General features: G+C 59.8%; 22 protein-coding genes. 18 read left to right on the plus strand and 4 right to left on the minus strand.

Features of this window, described 5'->3' with window-relative positions; all coding sequences use genetic code 11:
- Positions 1–4: 4 nt before the first annotated feature.
- The 13 genes from B9A31_RS03975 to B9A31_RS04035 all read left to right on the plus strand — a co-directional run bounded on the left by B9A31_RS03975 (position 5) and on the right by B9A31_RS04035 (position 12,937).
- Positions 5–2,938, plus strand: coding sequence for a type IV secretion protein DotL (locus B9A31_RS03975; RefSeq protein WP_027610077.1), 2,934 nt, complete (start codon positions 5–7; stop codon positions 2,936–2,938).
- A 117-nt stretch (positions 2,939–3,055) separates the two neighbouring features.
- Positions 3,056–3,673 carry a hypothetical protein gene (locus B9A31_RS03980; RefSeq protein WP_019097475.1) on the plus strand — a complete coding sequence of 206 codons (618 nt, stop codon included), beginning with the start codon at positions 3,056–3,058 and terminating at the stop codon, positions 3,671–3,673.
- 2 nt (positions 3,674–3,675) lie between these two features.
- Positions 3,676–4,200, plus strand: coding sequence for a transglycosylase SLT domain-containing protein (locus tag B9A31_RS03985; protein WP_019097474.1), 525 nt, complete (start codon positions 3,676–3,678; stop codon positions 4,198–4,200).
- Between the two features lie 59 nt (positions 4,201–4,259).
- Positions 4,260–4,760 (plus strand): DotD/TraH family lipoprotein, encoded by a 501-nt coding sequence (locus B9A31_RS03990; RefSeq protein WP_256576174.1) that lies wholly within the window; start codon positions 4,260–4,262, stop codon positions 4,758–4,760.
- Between the two features lie 14 nt (positions 4,761–4,774).
- Positions 4,775–5,719: a type IV secretory system conjugative DNA transfer family protein gene (locus B9A31_RS03995; RefSeq protein ID WP_232062834.1), complete on the plus strand. Its 945-nt coding sequence runs from the start codon at positions 4,775–4,777 to the stop codon at positions 5,717–5,719.
- Complete coding sequence (locus B9A31_RS04000; RefSeq protein ID WP_019097471.1) at positions 5,716–6,915, plus strand: ATPase, T2SS/T4P/T4SS family; 1,200 nt, start codon at positions 5,716–5,718, stop codon at positions 6,913–6,915. The genes B9A31_RS03995 and B9A31_RS04000 overlap by 4 nt, the downstream gene beginning before the upstream one ends.
- A 102-nt stretch (positions 6,916–7,017) precedes the next feature.
- Positions 7,018–7,236, plus strand: a complete 219-nt coding sequence (locus B9A31_RS04005) for a hypothetical protein (protein WP_019097470.1) — start codon at positions 7,018–7,020, stop codon at positions 7,234–7,236.
- Between the two features lie 49 nt (positions 7,237–7,285).
- The gene (locus B9A31_RS04010) at positions 7,286–8,596 is read left to right on the plus strand and encodes a secretion/conjugation apparatus DotM-related subunit (RefSeq protein ID WP_025754296.1); all 1,311 of its coding nucleotides are present in this window, start codon (positions 7,286–7,288) and stop codon (positions 8,594–8,596) included.
- A gap of 132 nt (positions 8,597–8,728) precedes the next feature.
- Complete coding sequence (locus B9A31_RS04015) at positions 8,729–9,706, plus strand: thioredoxin domain-containing protein (RefSeq protein ID WP_025754295.1); 978 nt, start codon at positions 8,729–8,731, stop codon at positions 9,704–9,706.
- Positions 9,707–9,718: 12 nt separating this feature from the next.
- On the plus strand, positions 9,719–10,516 hold the full coding sequence (locus B9A31_RS04020; RefSeq protein ID WP_084296671.1) for a hypothetical protein: 798 nt from the start codon (positions 9,719–9,721) through the stop codon (positions 10,514–10,516).
- A gap of 114 nt (positions 10,517–10,630) precedes the next feature.
- Positions 10,631–11,473, plus strand: a complete 843-nt coding sequence (locus B9A31_RS04025; RefSeq protein ID WP_019097465.1) for a hypothetical protein — start codon at positions 10,631–10,633, stop codon at positions 11,471–11,473.
- Positions 11,473–12,051 carry a hypothetical protein gene (locus B9A31_RS04030; RefSeq protein WP_237616591.1) on the plus strand — a complete coding sequence of 193 codons (579 nt, stop codon included), beginning with the start codon at positions 11,473–11,475 and terminating at the stop codon, positions 12,049–12,051. Before B9A31_RS04025 ends, B9A31_RS04030 begins: the two co-directional genes overlap by 1 nt.
- Positions 12,052–12,088: 37 nt before the next feature.
- A complete protein-coding gene (locus tag B9A31_RS04035) occupies positions 12,089–12,937 on the plus strand; it encodes a hypothetical protein (protein WP_084296672.1) in 849 nt (282 codons plus the stop codon).
- An 86-nt stretch (positions 12,938–13,023) separates the two neighbouring features.
- On the opposite strand, the gene B9A31_RS04040 is transcribed toward B9A31_RS04035, so the two are convergent.
- On the minus strand, positions 13,024–13,377 hold the full coding sequence (locus B9A31_RS04040) for a hypothetical protein (protein WP_019097462.1): 354 nt from the start codon (positions 13,375–13,377) through the stop codon (positions 13,024–13,026).
- A 12-nt stretch (positions 13,378–13,389) separates the two neighbouring features.
- Complete coding sequence (locus B9A31_RS04045; protein ID WP_232062831.1) at positions 13,390–13,953, minus strand: hypothetical protein; 564 nt, start codon at positions 13,951–13,953, stop codon at positions 13,390–13,392.
- A gap of 846 nt (positions 13,954–14,799) precedes the next feature.
- Between B9A31_RS04045 and B9A31_RS04050 the strand changes: the two genes are divergently transcribed.
- The 5 genes from B9A31_RS04050 (at position 14,800) to B9A31_RS04070 (ending at position 21,215) form a co-directional block, all read left to right on the plus strand.
- Positions 14,800–17,730: a DotA/TraY family protein gene (locus B9A31_RS04050; RefSeq protein WP_025754291.1), complete on the plus strand. Its 2,931-nt coding sequence runs from the start codon at positions 14,800–14,802 to the stop codon at positions 17,728–17,730.
- A gap of 125 nt (positions 17,731–17,855) precedes the next feature.
- Entirely contained in the window at positions 17,856–18,251 is a 396-nt protein-coding gene (locus tag B9A31_RS04055; protein WP_019097458.1) for a hypothetical protein, read from the plus strand.
- Between the two features lie 112 nt (positions 18,252–18,363).
- Positions 18,364–18,816: a hypothetical protein gene (locus B9A31_RS04060; protein ID WP_019097457.1), complete on the plus strand. Its 453-nt coding sequence runs from the start codon at positions 18,364–18,366 to the stop codon at positions 18,814–18,816.
- Positions 18,817–18,843: 27 nt separating this feature from the next.
- Positions 18,844–20,649 (plus strand): phospholipase effector Tle1 domain-containing protein, encoded by a 1,806-nt coding sequence (locus tag B9A31_RS04065; protein ID WP_084296673.1) that lies wholly within the window; start codon positions 18,844–18,846, stop codon positions 20,647–20,649.
- 131 nt (positions 20,650–20,780) lie between these two features.
- Positions 20,781–21,215: a hypothetical protein gene (locus tag B9A31_RS04070; RefSeq protein ID WP_027610084.1), complete on the plus strand. Its 435-nt coding sequence runs from the start codon at positions 20,781–20,783 to the stop codon at positions 21,213–21,215.
- A 40-nt stretch (positions 21,216–21,255) separates the two neighbouring features.
- Here the strand turns inward: B9A31_RS04070 and B9A31_RS04075 are convergent, their stop codons facing one another.
- Positions 21,256–22,497 carry a DUF6685 family protein gene (locus tag B9A31_RS04075; RefSeq protein ID WP_025754288.1) on the minus strand — a complete coding sequence of 414 codons (1,242 nt, stop codon included), beginning with the start codon at positions 22,495–22,497 and terminating at the stop codon, positions 21,256–21,258.
- Between the two features lie 36 nt (positions 22,498–22,533).
- Positions 22,534–23,067, minus strand: a complete 534-nt coding sequence (locus B9A31_RS04080; protein WP_027610085.1) for a hypothetical protein — start codon at positions 23,065–23,067, stop codon at positions 22,534–22,536.
- Positions 23,068–23,183: the final 116 nt, after the last annotated feature.

Consider the following 23,183-nt stretch of genomic DNA (forward strand, 5'->3'; position numbering starts at 1 on the left):
ACAGATGGCTCAGTACAAGGGCGCATCCCGTCAGCATGAAGTCAGCAGCAGCCGGCGGCGCAAAGACACGCGCCTGGCTGGGCAGCGCTTCAGTGATTTTTTCCAGTCTGCTGACGGCGCAGTCTTCGGCACGTTCGCGCTGCCGATCCTGGCGCTGATTTCGATCAAGGTGCCCTTTTCGGGTGAGCTGCTGTTGCTCTTGGCCTGGGCGTTCAAGCGCAAGTTCGTTGATGTGGACAATCGTGCATTCGACTTCCCTTATCGGGTACCCAAGCTGGCGGACGTCAACGACGGCTCGTACAAAGGCAAGAAGAAAGGCGAGGGCGTGACCCTGTTCGGCAATGACCTGGAGACCCGGGAGCAGATCTACGCCGGCGACAGCGACCTGAGGACGCACCAGCTGGTACTGGGCACCACCGGCTCCGGCAAGCCGCAACCCAAGCACGCCAAGGTGCTCACCCCGAAGGGCTGGGTGCAGATGGGGCAGATAAAGGTCGGGGACAGTGTATGCACGCCCGACGGCAAGCAGGCGGCAGTACTGCGGGTGATCGAGCAGGGTATCCAGCCGATCTGGACAGTTGCCACGCGCGACGGCCGCCGGGCCCAGTCCACCGGTGACCACCTGTGGCGGGTACTTACCCGCGGCCAGGACGGCAGCGAAGAAGCGCACACGGTGACCACCGATGCCATCCGCGAGCTGATGGGGCGTGGCGTGGTGGTGATGCTCCCCAAGGTGCGCAAGAAGCGTGGCTCTGCCAAATTCAACGGCTGGGTCGAGGTGTGGAAGGTGACGGCTGCCGGTCAGGCGCCTTGCCAGTGCATCGAGATCGACCACCCGCACCACCTTTACATCACTGACGACAGCCTGGTTACCCACAACACCGAGCTGCTGCTCGGCATCGTGTTCAACGCACTGGTGCAGAACACAGGCTTCATCTACGTCGACGGCAAGGGCGACCCCAAGCTACAGAAGGAGATCTTCCGCCTGTCCCGTTACCTGGGGCGCGAAGATGACCTGCTGATCATCAACTTCATCACCTCCGGCCGCGACTTTGTGGAAAAGCAGGTCGACAAGGTGACCAACAACATGAACATGATGGGGAACACCTCGTCGGGCATGTTGATCGAGCTGATCGTATCGCTGATGGACGACTCGGGCGGTGGCGGCGATATGTGGAAGGGGCGGGCGATCATGTTCGTGGCAGCCTTGACGCGGCCGCTGACCTACCTGCGTGACAAGGGTCACATCAATTTGTCGCCCGAGAAGTACCTGGAGTACTTCGAGCTGAACGTGATCGAAGAGCTGGTGTGGGAGCACGGCGGCAAGTACGGCGAGATGTTCGATGTGATCGTCGCCCCGCTGCGTTCTTACCTGCTGACGCTGCCGGGCTACCAGAAAGCCAAGTACAAGCAGCAGGAAACCAAGACCCTGGAGCAACACGGCTACATCGTCATGCAGCTGGGGCGGATCTTCAACGACCTGACCTTCAACTACGGGCACATCTTCAAGACCCGCGTCGGCGATGTCGATTTCTATGACGTAGTGATCAACCGCAGGCTGCTGGTGGTACTGCTGCCAGCGCTGGAGCGTGCCCCGGACAGCATGCGCATGCTCGGCAAGATGATCGTCGGCAGCATCAAGCAAATGATGGCCGGCTGCCTGGGCAACCGGGTGGAGGGTGTGGTGCGCGAAATCATCGACAGCCGACCGACCGGGTCGAAGTTCCCGTTCTATACCATCCTGGACGAATACGGCTATTACGCCGTGGTCGGCTTTGCCGTGGCGCCAGCTCAGGCGCGTAGCCTGGGCTTCAGCGTCACCTTCGCCGCGCAGGACTTCTCCTCGCTGAAGAAATCCAGCGCCGAAGAGGCGGATGCCACCTGGGAAAACACCAACATCCGCGCCGTCGGGCGCTTGACCTCGGGGACCGAGTCGGAAACCTGGCGACGCGTGCAGGGCGCGGCCGCCGAGTCTTCACAGGCCATGCTGGGCAACTTCGAACGTATTGCGGGTAACGAAAAGCTCAGGCAGTCGGACAACATTGCCATCGAGCAACGCAGCCGGCTGAACTACGACGACGTCGCCATGCAGGAAAACGGCGAGTTCACCTTCCTGGTCGGCAAGAAATCGCAGAATGGGCAAACCGGCGGGGTTGCCCTTATCCGGGGCATGGGCTTCTACACCGCCGGGCCGGCACCGAAAGAAATGCGCATCAACGATTTCATTCCGGTCGAGCCGCCCGAGCCGTCGGACCTTCCGCAAAACAGGCAGTCGCGCCAGGTATTTGTGGACAGCCTGAAAGACGGCTCGTTCGCCAGGCGGGTGCGGGCGGTGGTGAAAGGGGATCCTGTGTTCGCGCGCATGCACAGTGCGTTTGAACACAATTATGCAGACCCGGACCGGCCGCTGCTGGGGCGGCTGGACACGTCGTTCGCCGTGCTTGGCGCTTACCTGACTGGCGAACTGAAAAAACCGACTGCTCCTGCACCGCTGCCGCAGAAGCAGGTGCCGGAGACGGTGCCCGCTGCCCCCGCCGTTGCAGTGCAGGAGAATCCGGCAGGCCCGGCTGCGATCCAGGCCAGCCTGCTGGCTGTGGCTGACCTGATCGTCGGGAACATGACTGCGCCCGTGGCGCCGGCGGTTGCTGCTGCAGAGGCGCCTGCGCTGGATGATGAGTGGGCCCGTGAGCTGGCCATCGTCATGCCGCAGCAACTGCTCGACATGCAGGTGATGGCGGCCGGTGAAGGGTTTGCATCGCTGTCGGACAAATGGGCGGCCGAGGAGCGGATCAAGGAAGTCTGCGATGCCATTGCCCGCGAAACGGCCTATCACGTATCGCCTGAACCTGAGCCGCAGGATGTGGCGGGTATGCGTAAGCGGCTGAGTGACCTGCAAGCGCAATGCCGGGCAATGATGAAGGATCGACCAGGCGAATAGCCGTCTGGCCCCTCGTCCACTGGTCGGAAGTGGATATAAGTAGCTGTCATAAATTGACGACGATAGATATCTAACAGATAATCAGAAACTAGAATTTTTGCATGCCAGGGTGATGTGATGGGGTTGTTCGATTCAGGGAAGAAGGCCGCAAAGTTCGCGTTCATCACCATGCCGATGGCGGCGCTGGGCGTGAACCAGTTGCGCATGGGCAACCAGCACATCAAGTCGCTGTGGCGGTCGAACTTCAGCCCCACCTGCCCTGAGTGCGAGCGGGGCATCCTGCTCAAGACCGAGGGCGGCCATCAGGAGCTGGAGCAGAGCCCGGCAGGCAAGATGCGAGTGCTGCACAGTTGGGGTTGCAACCATTGCGACTTTGCCTTGTTCGAAGAGGACGATGTCAGGAAGGTCCGTGAACATGCTGCGCGCTACCGCAACGAGCGGGTGAAAGCGCAGCTGACGACCATCGAACGGGACGAGATCGACCGTATCGCACGCAACCACAAGCTGCATTCCAGGGCGTTTTTCATTGCCAGCTTGTTCGCCGTTGCCGGGTTCGTGTACATGCTGGCGACCGGCGCAGGCATCATGATCGCCCTCAACTGGTTGTCGATTGGTTTTGCGCTGTGGGTATTCGGCATGAAGAAGTCCTACCGCAGCTGGCAGGTCTCGACGGGGCAGCTGTTTGTCGAAGGCGCGTTCTGGTTCTGGTTCCAGCATCAGAAATGGATCATCTGAGCATGATGCGCAACAGGCTCCAATGGCCAGTCGCCTTGCTCGCGCTGTGGTCTGCTCAGGCGCTGGCCGATGACTTCTATGCGGTGCGCCCGGCCGATATCGATTGCGTGGTCCAGGCCGCCCAGCGCCAGGGTGTGCCGGCCAACGTGCTGCTTGCCATCTCCAGCAAGGAAAGCGGCAAGAACGGGCAAAGCGTGTCGAACAGCAACGGCACCTTCGACCTTGGCCACTTCCAGATCAACACCACCCACTGGGGGCCCAAGGGTGTGTTCGCCTCGTATCCGGCCATTACCAAATCCGATGTCGCCTGGCGCGGCTGCTACAACGCGGAGCTGGCGGCCTGGTTGCTGCGCCAGAAACTTGCCGAAAACAATGGCCAGGACTTCTGGACACGCGCTGCCAACTATCACTCGCGGACCCGCAAATACAACGACATCTACAAGAAAGACCTGATCCCGCTGGCGGTGAAATGGGGCAAGTACCTCGAACGGCAACGCCATGACCGGCTGGTGGTGAGCTACCAGTAACGGGCCGCCGCAGGCCCCGGCACAGGGTCGATCAGAATGACAACTTCAGGAGTTTTTACATGAAAGGAATGCTCATGGGTGTTCGCGGCTGCAAAGCTGGCAGCGTGCTGCTGGCGCTGGTCGCATTGGGGGGCTGTGCAAGCTCGTCCAAGCCGACCACGGAAGACACCGAGGCGTTTGCCAGCCGGATCATCGCAGACAAGGTGTCGGTGGCGGTCAACTCGCAACACAACTACGTTTCGCGGCTGAATGCTGACCGGGTGCAGGCCGCCTCACGGCAGGCTGCGGTCGATACCGACCAGGTGGATATCGACTTCATCGGCAAGCCGCAGGAGTTGCTGCAGACTTTTGCCAGCCGTTACGGCTATGCCTATGTCGAGAGCGGCAAGCGTGTAGACCTCAAGCCCATCAACGTGTGGGTACGCAAGGCCACCCCGATCAACGTGCTCAAGGATGTCGGTGCACAGATCGACACCGGTGCCGACGTGGTGCTCGACAAGAGCACCAACACCCTGCGCCTGATCTACAAACCGGTGCCATTGGCGCTGGGGAGGGGCTGAACATGGCGATGGACATGCCCCCGATGACCCTGGAGGACGCCGAGCGCCTCTATGACAAGCCCGCCTACGTTCAGCAGCAGGGTGACAGCGGCGATGCCAGGTCGGCTGTCGAAGCCATGCGGGAAGAGAAGAACCAGGCCTCGGCGGCGCGCGGCGAGGCCATTCTGGATGCTGCATTGCAGGTGGGCGTGAAGGCGGGCCTGGCCTGGCAGCTTACCAATATCAACAAGGCGCTGAAGTTGCGCGAGCGCGAGTTCGATACGGTCTACGACTTCAGCAGCCTGATGATCCAGGACCGCGTGGTGCCACCGGTAATTACCGAGGCGCGCCACCTGTACAACCAGGACGGTAACTACACGTTGCGGCTCTCCGGCGCCGCCTACAAGATCGAGTCGCAGGCACGCTTTTCTTCCGTTCCGCCAAGCTGGCGCGAATACCTGAGCTTCCCACTGCCCACTTTCGATCGCACATCACTGGTTTCTGCGCTGGTGCCGCGCTCTGATGAAGAAGAAAAGGTGTGGAAACTGGCTGTGCGTGAAGGCTGGAAGCAAGGTGTCGAGCAGGCAAACCTGATGCTGACCTACGGCTTCGACCGAATGAACCGCGATATCGATGGCATGCGCCGTTTCAGTGAGTTTGCCCGCCACGGCCAGGTCACCCTGCCGATTATCTCCGGTGCCTCGATCCCGGTTACCAAGGAAGGGCGCTCGATGGCGGTAGATGAAACCCTGCTGCGCATCACGGCGCTGCCCGACTTCAATGACAACATGAATGTGTGGCGCAGCTCGATTGCCACCTCCACCACTGCCGACCCGGTGCGCCGTGCTGTGCCAACCCGGGCAACCAGCCCGACGCCGTCGCCCGCCGCTTACCCTCAGCCTGCGGCTGCCAAGGCATTTGCGGCACCGGGTGGGAGTGGCTTGCGCGCCCAGCCTGGCGCTGAAGGCGGGGCGCAATGAAGCAGGACTTCCACGATGACGTGATGATGCTGGAACCGGGCGCGCTGATTGAGCGCCTGGAACGGCTGACCAGCTACGAAGACCCGTTTCGCTTCGACCGCGCCGACCAGTTCAAGGCGATGATGCTGGAAACCCTGACCCATGGCGTCAGCGACATCTTCATCCAGCCTGCGCTGCCGGTGGTGGTGAAGAAGTACGGGCGCTTGTATGCAGTCACCCGGCGTGCGCTCGATGTCGGGGAAGTCAACGAACTGCTGAAGATGGCGGCCAACCGCGACACCGCCACCACCGATATCGTCTCCGGCACGGCGGTCAACGAGCGGTATGAGTTGTTCGACCCTCAACGCAAGGACGCCCGAGGGGCTCGCCTGCGTTACGCCTACCGGGTGAACGCTTCGCCCATCGCCTGCCATGGTGATACGTCCTGCCAGATCGTCATCCGGGCCATTCCTGATGATCCGCCACGCATCCAGGATGTTGGCCTGAGCGAGGACATCGTCAGGATGGCGACGCCGCGCGATGGCATAGTCTATGTGGCCGGGGCTACCGGCCATGGCAAGACCACGACGTTCGCCGCCATCAACCGCTTCATCCTGGAAAACGAAACGCCGATCAAGGGCAACCTGATCAGCCATGAAGAGCCGATCGAATTCACCTACGACAAGATCCAGAGCAAGCATTCGATCTTCGTGCAGTCGCAGATTCCTACGCACTTCAAGGATTTCTACCGGGCGAACCGCGAGGCCATGCGGCGTGCGCCGGGTCTGTGCGTGATTGGCGAGTTGCGTGACCAGGAAACCATCCGCGCGGCGGTGGAGTTGTCGCTCACGGGGCACCCGGTGTTTGGCACGGTCCACGCCAAGGATGTGGCGGCCATCATGCGCCGGATGATTTCCCGCTTTCCCGAGCAGGAGCGGGCGACCGCCATCTATGACCTGGTCGACACCAGCCGTTTCATGATGGCGCAGAAACTGGTGCCAACGGTGGATGGCAAGCGCACCGCTGCGCGCTCATGGTTGAGGTTTACCGAGCAGGTGCGTGACACCTTGATGGACCTGACCGACATGGGGCGTGTGACCCAGCGGGTCGCCGAGTTCGTGCGGGATGAAGGGCATACCTTCGCGGCCGAAGCAGACCGCCTGCTGGCGGCAGGCTTGATCACAGAAGCGACTGCCCGCGATCTGCGCCACGGCTGAGCCGGCGCATTCAGGTGGTGGCTGTCAAAGCGAATTTAGGGAGAGGTTATGGCAACAGGTCGGTATCACTGGAGCAGATGTGCTCCACCCGCACGGTTCTTCGTGATCAACGCGAGCGCCGCCCTGCCTTGGTTGACGTTGTTGCTGGTGCCGTCGTTGTGGAAGTTTCTGCTGCCGCTGGCCTTGGTCATGACGGGCGGGCTGGTCTACATCGAGGTGGTCAGGAAGATGACCGTGCGGGCTGTCGTTCGTCAGGTCGCGGTGTTCATGGTGGGGCGCGTGCGCACCACGCACAACATCCTCAAAGAGCTGGTCAGGTAGCGCAGTCATGACCGGTAAATTTCTTTGTGGCGGCGAGAGGAGGCATTGAATGAAGCAGCAAGGAGGCGGGCAAAAGAGTTTCACCTGGGATGACCCGGCCATATTGCTTGGGATCATCGCGGTGCTTTACCTGGGTGGGTGGGGTGCCTGGTATTTTGCCCACGAAAAGATTTCCGCCACCTACACCTACATTCGTTATGTGGAACTCTGGTTGCCGAGCGTGCTGGGCGATGTTGCAGAAATCCCGGGTGTTTCCTCGATCAGTGAATGGGTCGGGCGCATGTGTGCGCCTGACGGTATCGTCGGCGCGTGCCAGCGCGACTTTTCCAGGGTGGCGTGGGGCGAAATCACGTCCTCTTCGCTGCTCATGAACGGGTTCTTGCTCGTGTTCATGGTGATTTTCTCGATCCGCATGTTCATGCGTATCAACAAGACCCACCCCAAGCTCAGGTTCACCAGGACGCACAACATCCAGAGCTATGTGCAAGAGAACAAGGTGCAGTACCCGCACCTGCGCATGTTCGCCGAACTCGACCTGATCGCCCAGCCGCTGGATCACCCGGTATTCGGCATGTCACAGACCTCTCGCCAGTTTGCCTATGAGCATCTGTTGATCAGTGGCTGGCAGGCGCAGCCTGACCGAAGCTGGGCGCCGACCCTCGACCGCGAGAAGGCCACGGACGTGATGCGCCAACAGCTGGGCCAGCACTGGACCCGGGTTGGCAACCTGTCGCCGGCAGAAACCCTGCTGGTGGCAATCGCACTGCCACGGGTGGTCGCCACGGACACGTCGCTGGACGACAGTGCCTTCAAGGCGGCGATGGCTGACAGCGACGACATGATTGCGTGGTGCTGGGACCAGTTCAAGGCACCTTCGGGCAAGGGGGCAGGTTCTGCTGAGCCTTATGCATGGCTGAAGCCTGACATACCGCTGGAGAAGCCGAGGGCAATCATCCAGAAATACATCAAACACCCCAATGCCAGTGCGATCCTGCATGCTCACGCGTTCGTCAGGACCATCATCTTCGCCATGTTCTTCCAGGCCCGGCGCCTGGGGGTGCTGCCGCCTGCCGAGATGCGCTGGCTGCGATTCTTCGACCGGGACATGTGGTACGCCCTGCAAACGATCGGGCGACAAGCTGGGTTCCCCGAGGCGCCGGGCATCCTGTCGCACTTCCTCTATGAGTGCAAGGCGGGCGTATCGCTGGCGGAGCCTCAGCTGGACAAGGCAGTCAATGGCCTTGAGTTGGCCATGTCGGCATACAAGTACTCTGACGCGGACAAGAAGCGCTATGAGGACTTGCAGCAGCAAAGGCATGCCTCGGCTGAGGCGGCGGCGCGCGATGCAGGGCCGTCATGAAGCGTTGATTTCTAGCTAATGGGCGATCACCCAAGGCCATCTAGAAGATGGCCTTTTTTTATTTTTTGGTGCCTTTTTCTACATTCTTGTTAGAATACGGTCGTATTGGATTCTTAATAAGGACATCGAGCCATGAAAGGTGTGATTGCAAGACCTATTGCCGTGCTGGCGGCGCTTGCGGCGGGGGTTTCAGTCGCCCATGCCGCCCCCACGCAAACGGCAGATCTCTCGTCTTTCATCACCGCTCAAGCTGCTGCGCCAGCGGCTCCGGCCCAGCAGGAACTCGATGACCTGACCGCGCAGCGGGTGTCGCGCTATGGCCGTATCGTCAATGCCCGCCCTGTCGGCCTGGGTGGCTTGACCGCCTGGACCGTGGAGAAAAACGGCCACCAGGTGGTGCTGTTCAGCACCCCGGACTCTGCGGTCCTGTTCACCGGCGTAGCCTGGAATGCGGAAACGGGCACCAACATCTCCGACGCCTTCCTGCCGGGTGCTGCCCAGGCAGCAAGCCCTCTTTCAGCATCTCCTCCAGTGGCTGCCGCGGCGGCCGCACCTGTCGCGCCGATGATGTCGCCGGTTGCCGCGCCGAATGTGCGCGAGGCCGCAGCCATGGACGGTAGCTTCAAAGGGGCTATCCCCGAGTCGATGAAGACAGTTGACACCCTGGCTGGGGTCAAGGAAGGCAAGGGCGGCATTGGCGATACCGTCTACATCATCATCGATCCGCGCTGCCCGTACTGCCGCGAGACGTACAACTTAACAAGGGCGTACGCGGCAAAGGGCCACTCCATCAAGTGGATTCCGTCCGCTGCGCTGGGCAACCCGGCCGATGGCGTGCCGCTCGCCGCCACGATCCTGCAGGCCAAGGACCAGAAAACGCTTGCGCGGGTGCTGGGCAAACATGAGCAGATCCGCTCCGAGCCAACACCGGAAACAGTTGAGCATCTCAGCACCAACCTGGCGTTCCTGTTTGCCGCATTCGAAAACAACGGCAAGGAACAGGCGGGTGTGCCGGCTGCCTTCTTCATCGATCACCGTACAGGGAAGCCAAGGATGATGACGGGCCTTTCGCAGGCCGTCGTACTTGAAGACATCTTTGGAAAACTTTAAGGAGCAAAGTACATGAAAGCCAAAGCGCCGAACTTCGAGTTCGATCCCAGCATTCGCATCTTCGGTTCGGGCGAGCACTTGCTGGTGGTGTTCGACAGCCAATGCCCCAACGATGTATTGCGTGCAACGCGGACGGTGCGCATTCCCAAGGGGTTCCAGCAGTTGACCCTGGTGGTTGGCGGTTTCGACATGGCTGAAGACGACGGCCATCAGCGTCTGTTGAAGGGCAGCGTCAGCCTGGCAATCCAGGACGAAGCTGGCGTGCAGGCGAACCACGAGTTGGCCGCTCTGCAGCTGGTGTTCCATGCCGAAGCCGATCGCAAGGGCGCGCTGGCCCCGCACATTGATCCGGCGCTGGTCGCCTACATCGTGCGTCAGGCGCTTTCGGAATGCTTGAACGAGGCACTTAACAGTTACTTCCAGCGCGACGAAGCCGAACGGATGGTCGTGCTGCCTGAGGCCTCCCAGCCTGTTGCGGTGGGTGCGTCGCAGTATGCTGCTGCAGCCCCCCAGCCGTCGCGCAAAGCCATGCGCGAGCAGGCCGCCAGTGATGCTGCACGGCAGGCCAGGTCGCGCCGGCGCAAGACGGCTTTGGCTTGGCTTGTCCCTCCATTAGTCGTGGTTGCGGTCATGGCGACCCTGTCTAACCTTGCTTCCTCTCGGTCGCCGATTGAAAATGCTGTCGCGCAGCAGATGGCGAACGACCCGGAGTCGATCAAGGCGCAGGTGGAGCTGACCAAGCAGACACTTCAGTCCATGGGCCTTGACCCAGGTCAGGGGGGTGATCTCGGGTGCCTGGCGCCGCAATGATTACCTGCTCCCATCCCCAAGGAAGCCTTCGGCTGCTGTTCTGCTTGAGCGGGGTGTTTGCTCCCCCGCAGGCACTTGAAGACTATTTTGGATTGGAAAACCTTAGGTACGTATATGCGACCAGCGAATGAAGTGAAAGACGGGGCCAAGTTATTGTCGCTGGCCCAAGGGCTGCGGTCCCTGCTGGTCCCCTCGCCGGATGTATTGGCAGACACCGTCAAGGAGTTGCACCCGCTGGTCAACTTGTCCGACAAGGTGCTGCCGCTGAAGTCGTATTTCAACATGGTCCAGGACATCCAGCGGACCAAGCATACCCATGCGGCCATGCGTGCGGCGGGCGAGCCGCTGAGCCGCGAAGCCGTTCAGCAGGGTGTGTCGCGCAAGCTCTGCACCGAAGACATCTTCATGGTTGCCTGTTCTTTCCTGGAGGTGGAAATCGGCAAGCAAGGCTCGGTCTACTACCTGAGCGGCGAGTCGCCTGATTTCAAGGAGACCAAAAAGAACCGAAACCCGCTCGACTTGTCCGATGAAGTCGTGCTGAAGAGCCTCTCAAGTGGCCTGGCCCGCCCGGACACCGATCGCGGGGCAGTGGAGCGAGGCCAGATCGACAGCGGTTTCAACCACCTGGTGCGTCTGAACCAGCTGCATAACCTGATGCTGGAGTCGGTTCGCCTGATGAAGGCGGACGAACGCCTGACCAAGGTTGATATCCGCAAGAAGTTCAACATCTCGCACACCGATTACGAGCGCATGATGTCGATGGCGCGCCGTTCGGGGCTGATTTCGTTCCGTAACCGCAAGAAGGATCCGTCCAACGCTTACACCTTGCGCAACGACAATCACGAGCGGGTTTCGGAGCACGCCAAGAACTTTGGCCACACGCCGCAGAAAATGCTGAACAAGATTCTTGATGACTTCTTCGGGATGCTGGAAAAGCGCAAAAAACACGAGGACTGATGTTGATGGGGACCCAGGGCCATAAGGATGTCGGGCCGGCAATAGGTGCAGAAGAACGGGCTCGTGTAGCGCGGGCCGCCAGGCAAGTGGTGGCGTACGCCAATTTTCTGCGCTGGACGGCAAACTTCAAGCGGGACGAAGTGCTGCGCCATCCCGAACACGATCGTGTGATGTTGCTCTCGCCCATGCAAAGTGGGCGATTCAGCTTTGCGCTGGAAGGCGACACCCTGTACGTGGGTGTCCAGCCATTCGAGGCCGCCTGGGCTTCGTGCATGCCTTTCGAGGCCGCCTACGTTTCCGATCGGCTGTACCTGTCGGTCGAAGGTGTCAGCTTCATGGACTCGCGCATGCCGCCACTGGCGCTCGGCATCTTTGTCGACGAGGGCAGCAAGCGTGCGCTCATGGCCAATGCCAGGTTCGTGCAGTTTGTGCAGGTGGGCGTACGTGATGGCTACGTGGTCGAGGTGGGTGAGCTCTGTGGCGACCCTGTCGAGATGCGTGCAGGTGACGTGGTGCGCCAGCTGCGCGAGACTCGCCAGGCGAAGGTCAGGCAGCAAGACATGGGGCGGTTCTTCTGATCGCGCTCAAGCAGATTTTTCAAGTAAGGACACGAGCATGACCAAGTGCAAACTCATCCTGCCCCTGCTGGCGGCTGCGGCAATGGCAGGCTGTGTAACCACCGAGCAGATGCCGGACGGGACCACCAAGATTCGCTTTTCGGACGAGGCTGTCAGTTCGCTGACTTCGATGATGCCCAATGCCCTTGTGACCGGGGTTGCGGGAGGGGCCGGTGGTGGGGCGGTCAACCTTATTCCCACTATAAGTCCGTTGGGGACCGGTGAGCCACTGTACCTCAACGGGCAGTTCGAGCTGCAATGCGCATCTGCTTTGCTTTACAGCGCAAAGTCTGGTCGGCCGCTGGAGGCGCAGATTAGTAACAAATGCCGCTCCAGCTACTTCTTGCGCCAGGAGCAGCTCAGGATGGCGGGCAAGCCCTATGATCGAGGGGCGCCAGCGTATGAGCCGTCCAATCCGCCAAATGAATACTGGGCCAAAGTGGTGGGTCGCACGGTAAGCCAGTTGGCGGCTACGGATAAGTTCACTGCGCGGTTTGCCGGGTATCCGCGGATCGAGAACGGTGGCGCTATCACGATTGCCGTACGTTTGCTGGGGGAAACCCAAGGGACTTACGCTGCATTGGCGACCACGCCAGCGCGTACGCCGGTTGTTCTGGATGATGCGCAGTTCGAGCTGGGGATGCGCCAGCGTGCGGCTAGTGTCAGCAACCAGGTCGTGGATGCTATCGCGTGCGATGCGGTGCTTGCGTACAGCAAGACCGTGGACAAGGGGCCTAGGCCATCAAGCATTTCTGCCAGTGCATACACGCGGTATGAGGTGTTGTTCACTGTTGCATCCATGGGGTGCAAGGACAGTACCCGGCAGTTCAAGACTGCTTCGCGATAGGGTGCGAGTTCGCCGGCCTTTTGCTGGTGATGGCAGGCACAAAAAAACCGGACGCTGGTCCGGTTTTTTTGTGCCTGCATTTGTGGCTAGGGGTTCATGTTCCAGGTGTCGTCTGCTGCTGCCGCTGACTCATTGATCCCTGTACCGTGCGCATCGGCAGCGGTCAGCCAGTCCTGGCTGACGTCTGCCTGCTGGGCAGCGCGTTCGTGGGCAAATTCGCGATCCAGAATGGAGCCCTCGATTGACGTTATGAGTGCTGGGGATGCCTGGCCATATTCGCCCAGTAGCGATCGTGTTGCTTCTGGCGGCAGTTGGCTGATGGCGTTACGCAGTTCGCGGCCGTATTCGGCCAGTACGGGTTGCTTGGCGATGACGGTTTCCGTCGATTGAGAAGGAAATACGGAAGCGGTGAAGCTCTGAAACGCCTGTGCAGTCGGCATGGCCTGTGATCCTTACATGCTGTAGTCGTTGCTGCTCTCGCTGCGTGGCAATGATGCGTTGGCATAGCGGGCGAAGGTCTTGTCCAGGTCGGCCGCCAGGTAGCGTTGTTCGCTGTCGCGCAGCATTCGCTTCATGCCGTCGGCATCGGAAGAGGCTGCAATTACCTGCTCGCGCACGCTGGCAAGCAAGCCTTCCCGATCTGTCCGCGAGCCAGGCGTGTTGTCGATCGCCTCGAATGCGTCGAGCAGTGATTGGTGCAGATCGGCCTCTGCGCCACTTTTCCGTGATGGGCTGGCCGCTTCGAGGTTTACGCTGCCGATCACGGCACGGTGGATAGCGGTGAATACGTTCACTTCGGCTTCCCGGCTTTGCATTACCCGATCGGAGCTCAAGGTGTGGGGAGGTGTAGCGCGCAGGTATGCAGACTCCTGGTCGGCCAGTGTGTCGATCGTCTGGCGGATTTTCTGGCCGTCGGGGCCTTGCCGCAGAGCGGCTTGCGCTACGTTGCCAAAACTGATTGCAGGGTTGCCCGAGGCCTCGATCGCTTTTTCGCGCATTAACCCGGCGCCGATCACGAATCGGCTCGCATCACGTATTGATAGCTGCATCTATGTCCGTCATTTGTTCACAGGGCTTGAGCGTGCCCGATTCAGTCGCCAGTCCGCCGCGAGCCTGGAGGTTCGCTGCTTGAGTGACCATAGCATTTTTACTGTTATTTTTCTTGTGCTTGAGTCGGATAAATCGGTTTTCTGGCGGTTTAAGGTATCCCTTGGACGGCTGGGTGCCTTATGCCTGGAAAATGTTCGTCAGGCGATGGGTAAGCTCATTCGCCCATTAAATGGGGGGTTGACGCCAATCATGCCGCTCGCCTGCTGCGCTGGCCAGTAGGTGAAATGTCTATTTACACAACTTTACAAAGCCGATTGAGCGGCTTTTTGAGGGGGTGTCACGCGGAATTTTCCAGAAAAGGTCGAGTGATAAGCACCTCTCCAGGTATCGAAAAGTTACTTGTGCTGACGGGGCGAGCGATATGCGCGGAAAACAGGTTGTCTGGAATTTTCCACTTTTATCGTGTTTTTGACGCTTTATTGCGTCATTTTTTTGGATTTTATCGCTTCCCGAATTTCCCTGTCTGTTCCCGCCTTGTCGTGATGATCAAGTCTTTACCGTTTCTTGTTAATTTTCTTTCGTATCAATATTTTGATTTTTTGACGATTTGTGGTTTAAGATTGCCATGTTTTTTATATCTGAAGGATCATGGTTCGTAGGTCAGCACCATGGCTCAGGCTGCAAGCCCCTGTGCAGGCCAGCACGCGCAGGGCTGATGCCGCTCAACTCAAGGACGACGGAGCATTCCAAAGGAATTCGTCGCGAACGATTTAGATCAACCGTCCGCTATTCGATTCAGGTAGGTATTCCCAATGGCTCAGATGCCGTTTTCACCGTGCAGCGATCCAAGCGACTGCAGCGACCAGTCAGTCAAGATGCTTGGCAGGATTTTTGGCCCGGTAATCGATACCTTGGTCAATGGCACCGACCCCAACACTGTGCAGGCAAGCGCAAACATCCTCGCGACGATGTTCGGCTTCTTCAATAGCGGAATCCTCATCATCGGTTCGCTTATCGTTTCCTACGTTGCCGTGATGGGTGTAACCAACACGGCCAACGATGGGGAGGCGATGGGCAAGAGCTGGTCCTCGCTCTGGACGCCTGTGCGGATCGTGGCGGGTGGCGCTGTGCTGCTGCCGACGACAAGCGGTTTTTCATTCATTCAGCTCATTGTCCTGATGTTTTCCCTGTGGGGCGTCGGCTTTGCCAACGGCACCTACAAGGCGGGGATGGCCATGGGCGTCCTGTCGCCGAACGGTATCGTCGAGGGGGTCAACTCACCGGGCAACTTCTATGGGTTGCGCGATTTTGCCCGCAGCTACCTGGCAGCGACGTACTGCGCCACGGCGGCCAATTCGATCTATGCGAATAACCCGGCGTCCGGTGCAGCCCCTGAGGTCAGGGCTGAGTCGTCCCAGGACAAGCTCGTCACGACAAATGGCCGCACCGAGTACATCTTCGAGATCAAGGACCGCAACAAAATTACCAACCTGGCAGGCGGTGCGCCTTTTTGTGGCACCGTGAAGGTGGCGGTTTACGCGGCACAGCCCCAGACAGAGGCGATGGAGACGGCGCTTGAGTCATTGCGGGTGAACGTGCAGGGCAAGAAGCGTGAAGCCGCGACGGGCATGATGAAACAGTTGGACAGCTGGGTGAGTACCTGGCCTGCGACTATCAACGACTCGGGCTGGGACGCAGTGGACTCCGACCAGTTCAATGTCATCGTGAACGAGGCTGAACAGAAGGTCGCGACACAGCTGTACTCCCAGGTGAACAGTGACAAAGGCGATGTGGAAGGTGGCCTCAAGGACTTCCTGGATACACTCACGAATGATGGCTGGGCTGCGGCGGGCGGATGGTTCCAGCGTGTTGGCATGGTCCGCGGCCAGATTGCTGGCGTGCTGTCAGAGCCGGTCGGTTCGGTCAGCGCTCCCTCCCTTGGCGCATTGCCTGCCGACGCTCGGGCGTCTTTGCTGACCCACAGCGTAACCACGGTCACCGAGGCAATCGACAAGAAGGCGGAAGAGAAGCCCGGGTACAAGCAATCGACCACGTCCAAGCCGGAGGACATAGCCAGCCTCATTCCCAAGGACCCCAACAGCGATATCAATGTCGGCTCTTTGAAAGCTGACATGGACTCCAAGATGTCATCGTTCGTCAACGGCGTAATGCTGAACGTGGTGGAGATTGCAACGGGGGCGGGCAGCAACGGGCAGACGCCATTGTGCGGCACGGCCGGGCAGATGGGCGGCTCGATGAACCGCATGAAATGTGTGGGAGATTACTTGACCGTTGCGCGCGCCGGCATTCTTGTGGCCGATGTGGCTATCAAGACGGCCGGCACAGCGATACGGGTGGTTGCAGGCGCGCTTTCATCGGTCAAGGGCTTGGGTAACGGGCTTGATCTGGACAAGGTCGTCACCCCTCTCTGGGACTGGGTATTGACGGTGCCAGTCAAGCAACTCGCCCTGATGGCATCCTATATCGAACCCTTGGCGTTCTACTTTGCAGTCTTTCTCCCTAGCTTGCCTTACACGCTGTTCATGATCGTCTTTGTTGGATGGGTACTTGCTGTACTGCAATCGATTATTGCTGCGCCGCTGTGGGCGGTGATGCACATGACGCCGGATCGAACGTTCGTGGGATCCCAGACGCAGGGCTACCTGTTGCTGCTTTCGCTGTTCGCTCGCCCTGCGCTGGCTGTTCTTGGCCTGTTTGCTGCGGTGCTGGTGTCTGACCCGGTGATCGACTACATCGCCCAGGGCTTCTTCGCCATGCGGGGTGCTGTGGTGTCCTCGTCAGGTGGTGTGGGTGCCATTTCGGAATTCCTGACCTTTGCCTGGTGGTTCATGGTCTTCGGGCTGACGTTGTTGCCCGTGCTGTACATGATCTTCGGCTTGCCCCAGACATTGCCTGACCAGGTGCTGCGCTGGATTGGTGCAGGCATAGGTGACCTGGGGGAGACCAATGCCGTGGGCCAGATGCGTGGTGGCATGGCTTCGGTGGGTGCTGGAATACAGGGGTCCGGTACAGGCATGCGCCTGGGGCATGACAAAGGCAGGCTGCCACCGCCAGACGGCAATTCACCAGGTGGTGGGCCTAAAGGGGGCGGGTCTCGCGGTGGTTCGGGTGGTAATGCGGCGCTGGTCAGCGCGAACGGGCAGGGTGTCGGGGGCTCGTCTTCCGGTGACTCGGGCGCGAAAGCCCAGGCAGAATCGGGTGACAAGCGCACGCTGGGTGAAAAGCGCAGTGAGGCAGCCGGTGTAGCGTTGGGGCGGGCGATTACGGGGGGTACTGCCGCTACCGGCAGGACACTGGGCAGGGCAGGTAGCGTCGCCTTGTCCGCCGGGCGTGCTGGCGTGGAGTCATTCCGCGAATCAGGTTCGGCCTCCCTGGGGGGGCGAGTGCGTGATGCTGTTGCCAATGGTGCGCTGACAGCGGGGGCAGGCATGGCTTCTACTGCAGTTGCTGCGGGAGCCGACTACAAGCAGGCCTTTTCGACGGCAGGTGCCGAAGGCAAGGCCGCTTACAATGAAGGCGCAGACGCTCGAATCCAGGCATTCAAGGATTCGCTGAAGGGGGGCTCGGCGCCTGCAGGGAGCCGTGCAAATGACGATCAGACTGCCACGTCGGAGGCAGGGGCGGGCAGTGCCGGCTCCGATAATCGACAGTTCAATGACACCTCGCTCCCCGCGGGTGCCGGCTCGGAAAGCGCCAAGGATGGCGATGAAGAGGGCCAGTGAAGGGCTGGCTGGCACATCGCCATCGGTCGGCGGGAATTTTCCGCGCCACTGGTTGTCTTGGACGAAGACGCGCAATCGTGTGCGCACCCTGATACGCAACCCGGATCGCTTGGCGGAGACTTCGCATGGCTGAGAATCAACTGGAAGACCAGCTTCGACGGCTTCTCACCGGCCTGGCCGATCAGGCCATCGTGCGTGGTGAGCAGTTCATCTATGACGGCGGGGAGTTATATGCCGATGATGTAGCGGAAATTGGCCTGGTGGCGGTGTTGTGCATTGCCCAGTCGCTGTCCGAGCGCGTCGGTTTGGGTAGCTTTGGCTATGCGTTCCAGTTGGCTGCGCCCGCCAACCCGATTTTCCCCATTCACGCCACTGCACCCGCGGTGCTGCCTGACTTTTTCAGGGTGGCCCCCTTTGTTTCTGCGGTTTTTCATGGCGAAGTACTGGAGGCGAAGGGCGACTTCACGCTCCTTTATCATGCTGCAGCGCGACGTATGCAGACGCCTTCGAATGTGCCCTAGAAACTTGGATTTCTGAAAGCACACCGTTTTTGAATATGGATTGACCTGGCATGCAATCAACTTCCTTTTCCCTGCGCTCATTTTCATGAGCTGATCTGTTCTGGAGCCCTTCATGCAAGATGATGAAAACACCGGCCAAGACTCAGGCGCCGATACGGAGTTGCCGGATGGCGTTTTTGCGCCGATGTCGGGCTATACCCACGAAGACCTGCTGGCGGTTGCCCAGATACCTACCCAAGCCTTCCTGGAAGCACAGGGCGTCGACCCTGGCCTGATTCGCGAAACCATCATTGCCCTGGTCTCTCATCTGTACGCCAAGTTCGAAGAGCAGGGTGTCGAGTACCAGATCGCGACGTGGTATCAGAAACCGTATGACAACCTGGACAGGCGCAAGCGCAGCATCATCAGTATGGCCGAAGAGTTCGGGGTGCTGGCACTGCGTGCATCGGCAGACGCTTTGCGAGGGTCGCCGTTGATGGCCAGGGGGCGTGAGTTCTGGGAGCCGCTCATCGACCAGGCCGGGTTTGCCATACGCGATCACATTCTGAAGTTGAATGCGGACTGATCCGACGTTTGTTCATAGGGATATGGCATGAGCGATTCATTGCACGTCACGGTGTACTTTGATGGTACGGGCAACAACAAGGACAATGACCAGCCCAAGGGTACCCATACCAATGTTGCCCGGCTTTACGAGCGGGACCGTGCGCAGGGGACCAACCTTGCCCGCAATTCGGCTCACGTGGCGCTGAAGTACGAGGGCAGGCAGCATTATGGGCTGTCGGAAAAGATCTACTTCGACGGGGTTGGAAGCCAGAGAGTCCAAGGGCCCAAGGCCATGTTCGAAGGTGCCACGGGCAGCGGCAGCCAGAACCGGATCGAGCAGGCCTATGAAACCCTTGTCCGGTTTCACAACAAGAACCCGGAATTCCAGGTCGATGTGAATGTGGTTGGCTTCAGCCGTGGTGCCGCGCAGGCCCGTGCCCTGGCCAATGTGTTCATCGAGCGCGGCGTGCCGATGCTCAATGACCAGTGGAAAGCAACGGGCGAGTACCTGATCCCGCCCGGAGAGGCGCGTATCAACAAATTGGGGTTGTTCGATACTGTCGCGTCTTATGGCAACCCGAAAACGGAAAGCCATGTGGCGAAGAATCTGGCTATTCACGAGAACGTCGCTTCGACCACACACCTGATCGCGATGAATGAGTACCGCGATACGTTCCCGTTGACCAGCGCGTTGCGAAACAGCGACAACTCCCGGATAACAGAGCTCAAATTCGCAGGGGCACATTCGCAGATAGGCGGCGGTTATCGTAATGACGTGCTGGCGGCCGGGCCACTGGCGGTCATGTACGAGGCGCTGGTGTCCGCTGGCGTGGAGCTGCAGCCGCTGCTGCCAGAAGATAGGCAGCGAGTCGAGCAATACAATGTGCTGATCAAAGACCTCGAACGGGTGCAGGAGGCCTTGATCGATTCGCGGCTCAGAAAGGGCAATGAAGCATTCAGGCGAAACCCGGATGGCTCGCTTGAGGTGATTGACAATACGCCGTTCTTCTTTCAGCGCGGTACGTTTGACAAGTCCAAACGGCAGAGTCAGCCGTTCGCGCAGGCTGTAGAGGGCCGAAAAGTCATTTTCGAAAACGATGACAGTCTCGGCAAGCTCGCTGTCCAGCGGGTGGGCAAGCAGGTAGGGCAGTTGCTCTGCGGGCTTGGAGACAAACTCAAGGATGCGATGTTCGAGCGTGCCGAGGCTCCAGTCAGCCTTGAGCAAGCGCGGGCGGAACTGTTCGATGAGTTGGCCGCGGAGGGTGTGAAGCCAGAAATTGTGGCCTTGGCTCAGGTATCGGAACTTTCCGAGTTAATGTCGAACTCGAAGCCTGAAAAGGAATACCTGCAAACGCTGGGGCTTGAAGCGGTTGCTGTGCCGAAGCCGGGGCTAACGGCCAGCCACGCAGTTGTGAAAATCGACTCCAGAAGCTCATCAGCATTTGCTGATCTGGGTTTTGAATACGAGGCCAGCCGTATTGTCGCTGATGCCGCAATGGGTGCACTTGCCAGGGCGCCTCTGGATATTGATGATCCATTCATGCTGCACGACACCAACGGCAATGTGGTGGGTACCTTGGAGGCCGTGCACAAGGTGCCTTCGTTCGACATCGAGAGCGGCGTGTTGATTGCGATAGATATGCAGCATGTTGCGCCGGCGGCACAGGCCGGATTCCTCTACGACGGCTTCAGGCAGGCTGCGGAGTGGATTTCCGGGCGACCGGAAGGGCTGTTGAAGGACGGCTACGAGCTTGTAGGTGCGGATGGAAAATCATCGGTCCGGTGCGTGGTTGCCCGCCCTGAATCTGCTGAGCTGGAGCGCACTGCGCACTGGAGCGCTCCCGAGCCGTGAGTAAGCGAAGCTTGGCACTGTTGTAATACGGGTGTTTGCAAGCATTAGCCTTAAGGTTTTTTGTTGCCCGCTTGCTTAGAATGCACCTGTTGCCGACGGTGGTCGGTCAGTCAATCGGTAAGGGCTAGAAGATGAAAATCCACAAATACCAGCCAGGCACTTTCATCGAGGTCGATGACATGGCGGGTGGTCGCCGCGTTGGGATGGTCTGCAAGGACGGCGTGACGTTTTGGGATTTGCTCGATTCCGAGCGCTGCACGCCGCTGACCATTCATCCTTCCATGAAGCCGGAAGAACTGGGAAATCTGGTCCAGTTCAGCCAGGCTAAAGCCTTGGGCAAGGCGCTCCAGGCGTTGGTCAGCCACCTGCAGGCAGTGGATGATCAGCGGCTGGGCAGTGATCCGCTGTTTGTCATGCGTGCGCTTTGGTTCGTGGGGCAGAAGGCGAGCGGTGAGGCATATGTGCCCGATGCCGGGACGCTATTATGGGCCTGCGAGCAGGCCCAGGCCCAGGCGCAATCGGCGGAGCACATTCACCAGTTGGCCGGCCAGTATTGCTCGGTGTAGGCCGGCATGACATTGCTCGCTCGCGCCTTGGTGAGGCCTGTCAGTCAGGGGTCGGTGCGTCGGGCGTTGCCTGTTTGGCAAGTTTGCGCTCGTGAAGCCTGGCATAGCCGTCCACAGTAGCGCGCAGGGTGTTCAGCGCGTGCCCGGAGGTGGCCCCAGGGCTGTGTCGGGCCAGCGCATCGTAAACGCTCTGGGCGTCGAGCCGATGAACGCCAAAGGCTTCGTCCATGGTCGCCTGCTCCACGGCTTGCCAATCCACTTGCGTTGCCAGCTCGTTGCGAAGACGGGCTGCGGCGTGCTTGCCGAACAGGTGCGCGACACCGGCTTTCGCCTCCAGCTCAGGCAAGGCTTCAATGCGCAGGCGCATCTCATCCTGACGGGGCCGGCGCTCTGCTGCTGCGCCCTGGGAAGCAAGTTCCACCACCACGTCGCCCACATTGGTAAAACCTTCGCTGGCGAAGACTTCTGCCACTTTGCGTGAGCGCGCTTCGTCTCTTGGCAGGAAGATCGCCAGGCCGTTGTCGTATGGCTGCGGCAGGTCTGCCCAGTAGTGGGTGGCCCTGAAGTCGCGCAGGGCATCGAGCGCTTCAGCAAAAAACGCATCTTTGGCAATGGCGTAGATGGCGTACTGATCATTGAGTTGAGCCGCAGCCTCGGCATCCAGGCCGTGGCGAACCAGGCGACCTTGCAGCGCAACGGGTTGCTGCAACTGGCCGGCGATATGCCGGGCGGCGACGAAATGGTGCGAGCCACCGCTGTTGGCAAGGTACAGCCCATCGTCCCAGCTGTACTGGAGCAGGAAGTCGCTACTGCCACGAACGATACCGATCTCAGGCCAGCGCAGGTTTTGCGCAAGCCCTTCCTGGCTTACATCCCGGATGAACGGCTGGCAGGCCTGTTCAGCCATCTGCTGCATGGAGAAAAAACGGTACAGCTCGGATTTGGAGGCGGACAGGCCAGTGACATCACCAATGTCGCAGTTGAATCCTGCCGAGGTTTCGGTCTTGCCCAGTCGGGCCAGCGCCGGAATGTGCCGGTGCTCGCTTTGATAATGGCCGCCGCTGGTGCGCCAGCCCCTGACTTCGCCGCGTTTCTCGCTGCCTTGGCCATGAGGCCATTCATGCCAGCGCACCACGCTGGATGAGGCGATGACGGCAGCGGTGTCATCCACTCGCATCCGAATACCCGGCGTATCCGCAATCACCTTGCGTAGCCGGGCGGGGATGCCCAGGTCGTCCTTGACTGTTTCCAGGAACTTTGCAGCCAGTGTTCTGAAACTCATGGTGTGACTCCATTCGGCGCCAGTCGGCGCTGGGTATTACTGTGTGACGCGTTTTACGGCGTCCGCCGCCTCGCGTGCCGTGCGTTTCAGTGTTTTGGCTACCGTGCGCATGTTGTTCGAGCAACTGATGTAGGTGTCGTTGCCATCGACGTAGAGCCACAGGTCGTGGTTGCCAACTTCCTTCTTGTAATCGCCGAACTGGTCCTTGGGGATGTCGGACAGCCTGGCGACGGTCTGGATGCTTTCACCAGTGAATGCGCCGGCGTAAGTATCGAAGTCGCCTTCACCATTGGAGCCGGGGTGCATCGATAGCCGAGTGATGGCGCGGCCGAAAACATCCACTGGGTTGGGAACGGTGTATTCGCCGTCGGACAAATCCGAAGCCTGCACGATGGCCTTGCCGTCGGCGGCGTGGATCAGGGTTTCAAACTGCTCGGGTGATACGCTGCGCTCGCAGGTAAGCACCTGGGAAAGACGTGCCCTGGCCTCCGACTGGTCGATCTTTGCGGCATGAGCTGTAGAGCAGGCGAGCGAAACCAGCAGCGGCAGGGCGAGTTGCAGGGCTTTCATGCGTCAGATCCTTCTGGAAGACAAATTGCTATCAATTTAGCTTGTTAGAAAAACGTTTTTTGTATGGTGTGAGTTTGCGCTACGCCTTGCGTATGGTCAAGTGAGCGCCTCCCTAT

The sequence above is a fragment of the Pseudomonas sp. URIL14HWK12:I5 genome, assembly GCF_900176445.1.
Taxonomy (GTDB): domain Bacteria; phylum Pseudomonadota; class Gammaproteobacteria; order Pseudomonadales; family Pseudomonadaceae; genus Aquipseudomonas; species Aquipseudomonas monteilii.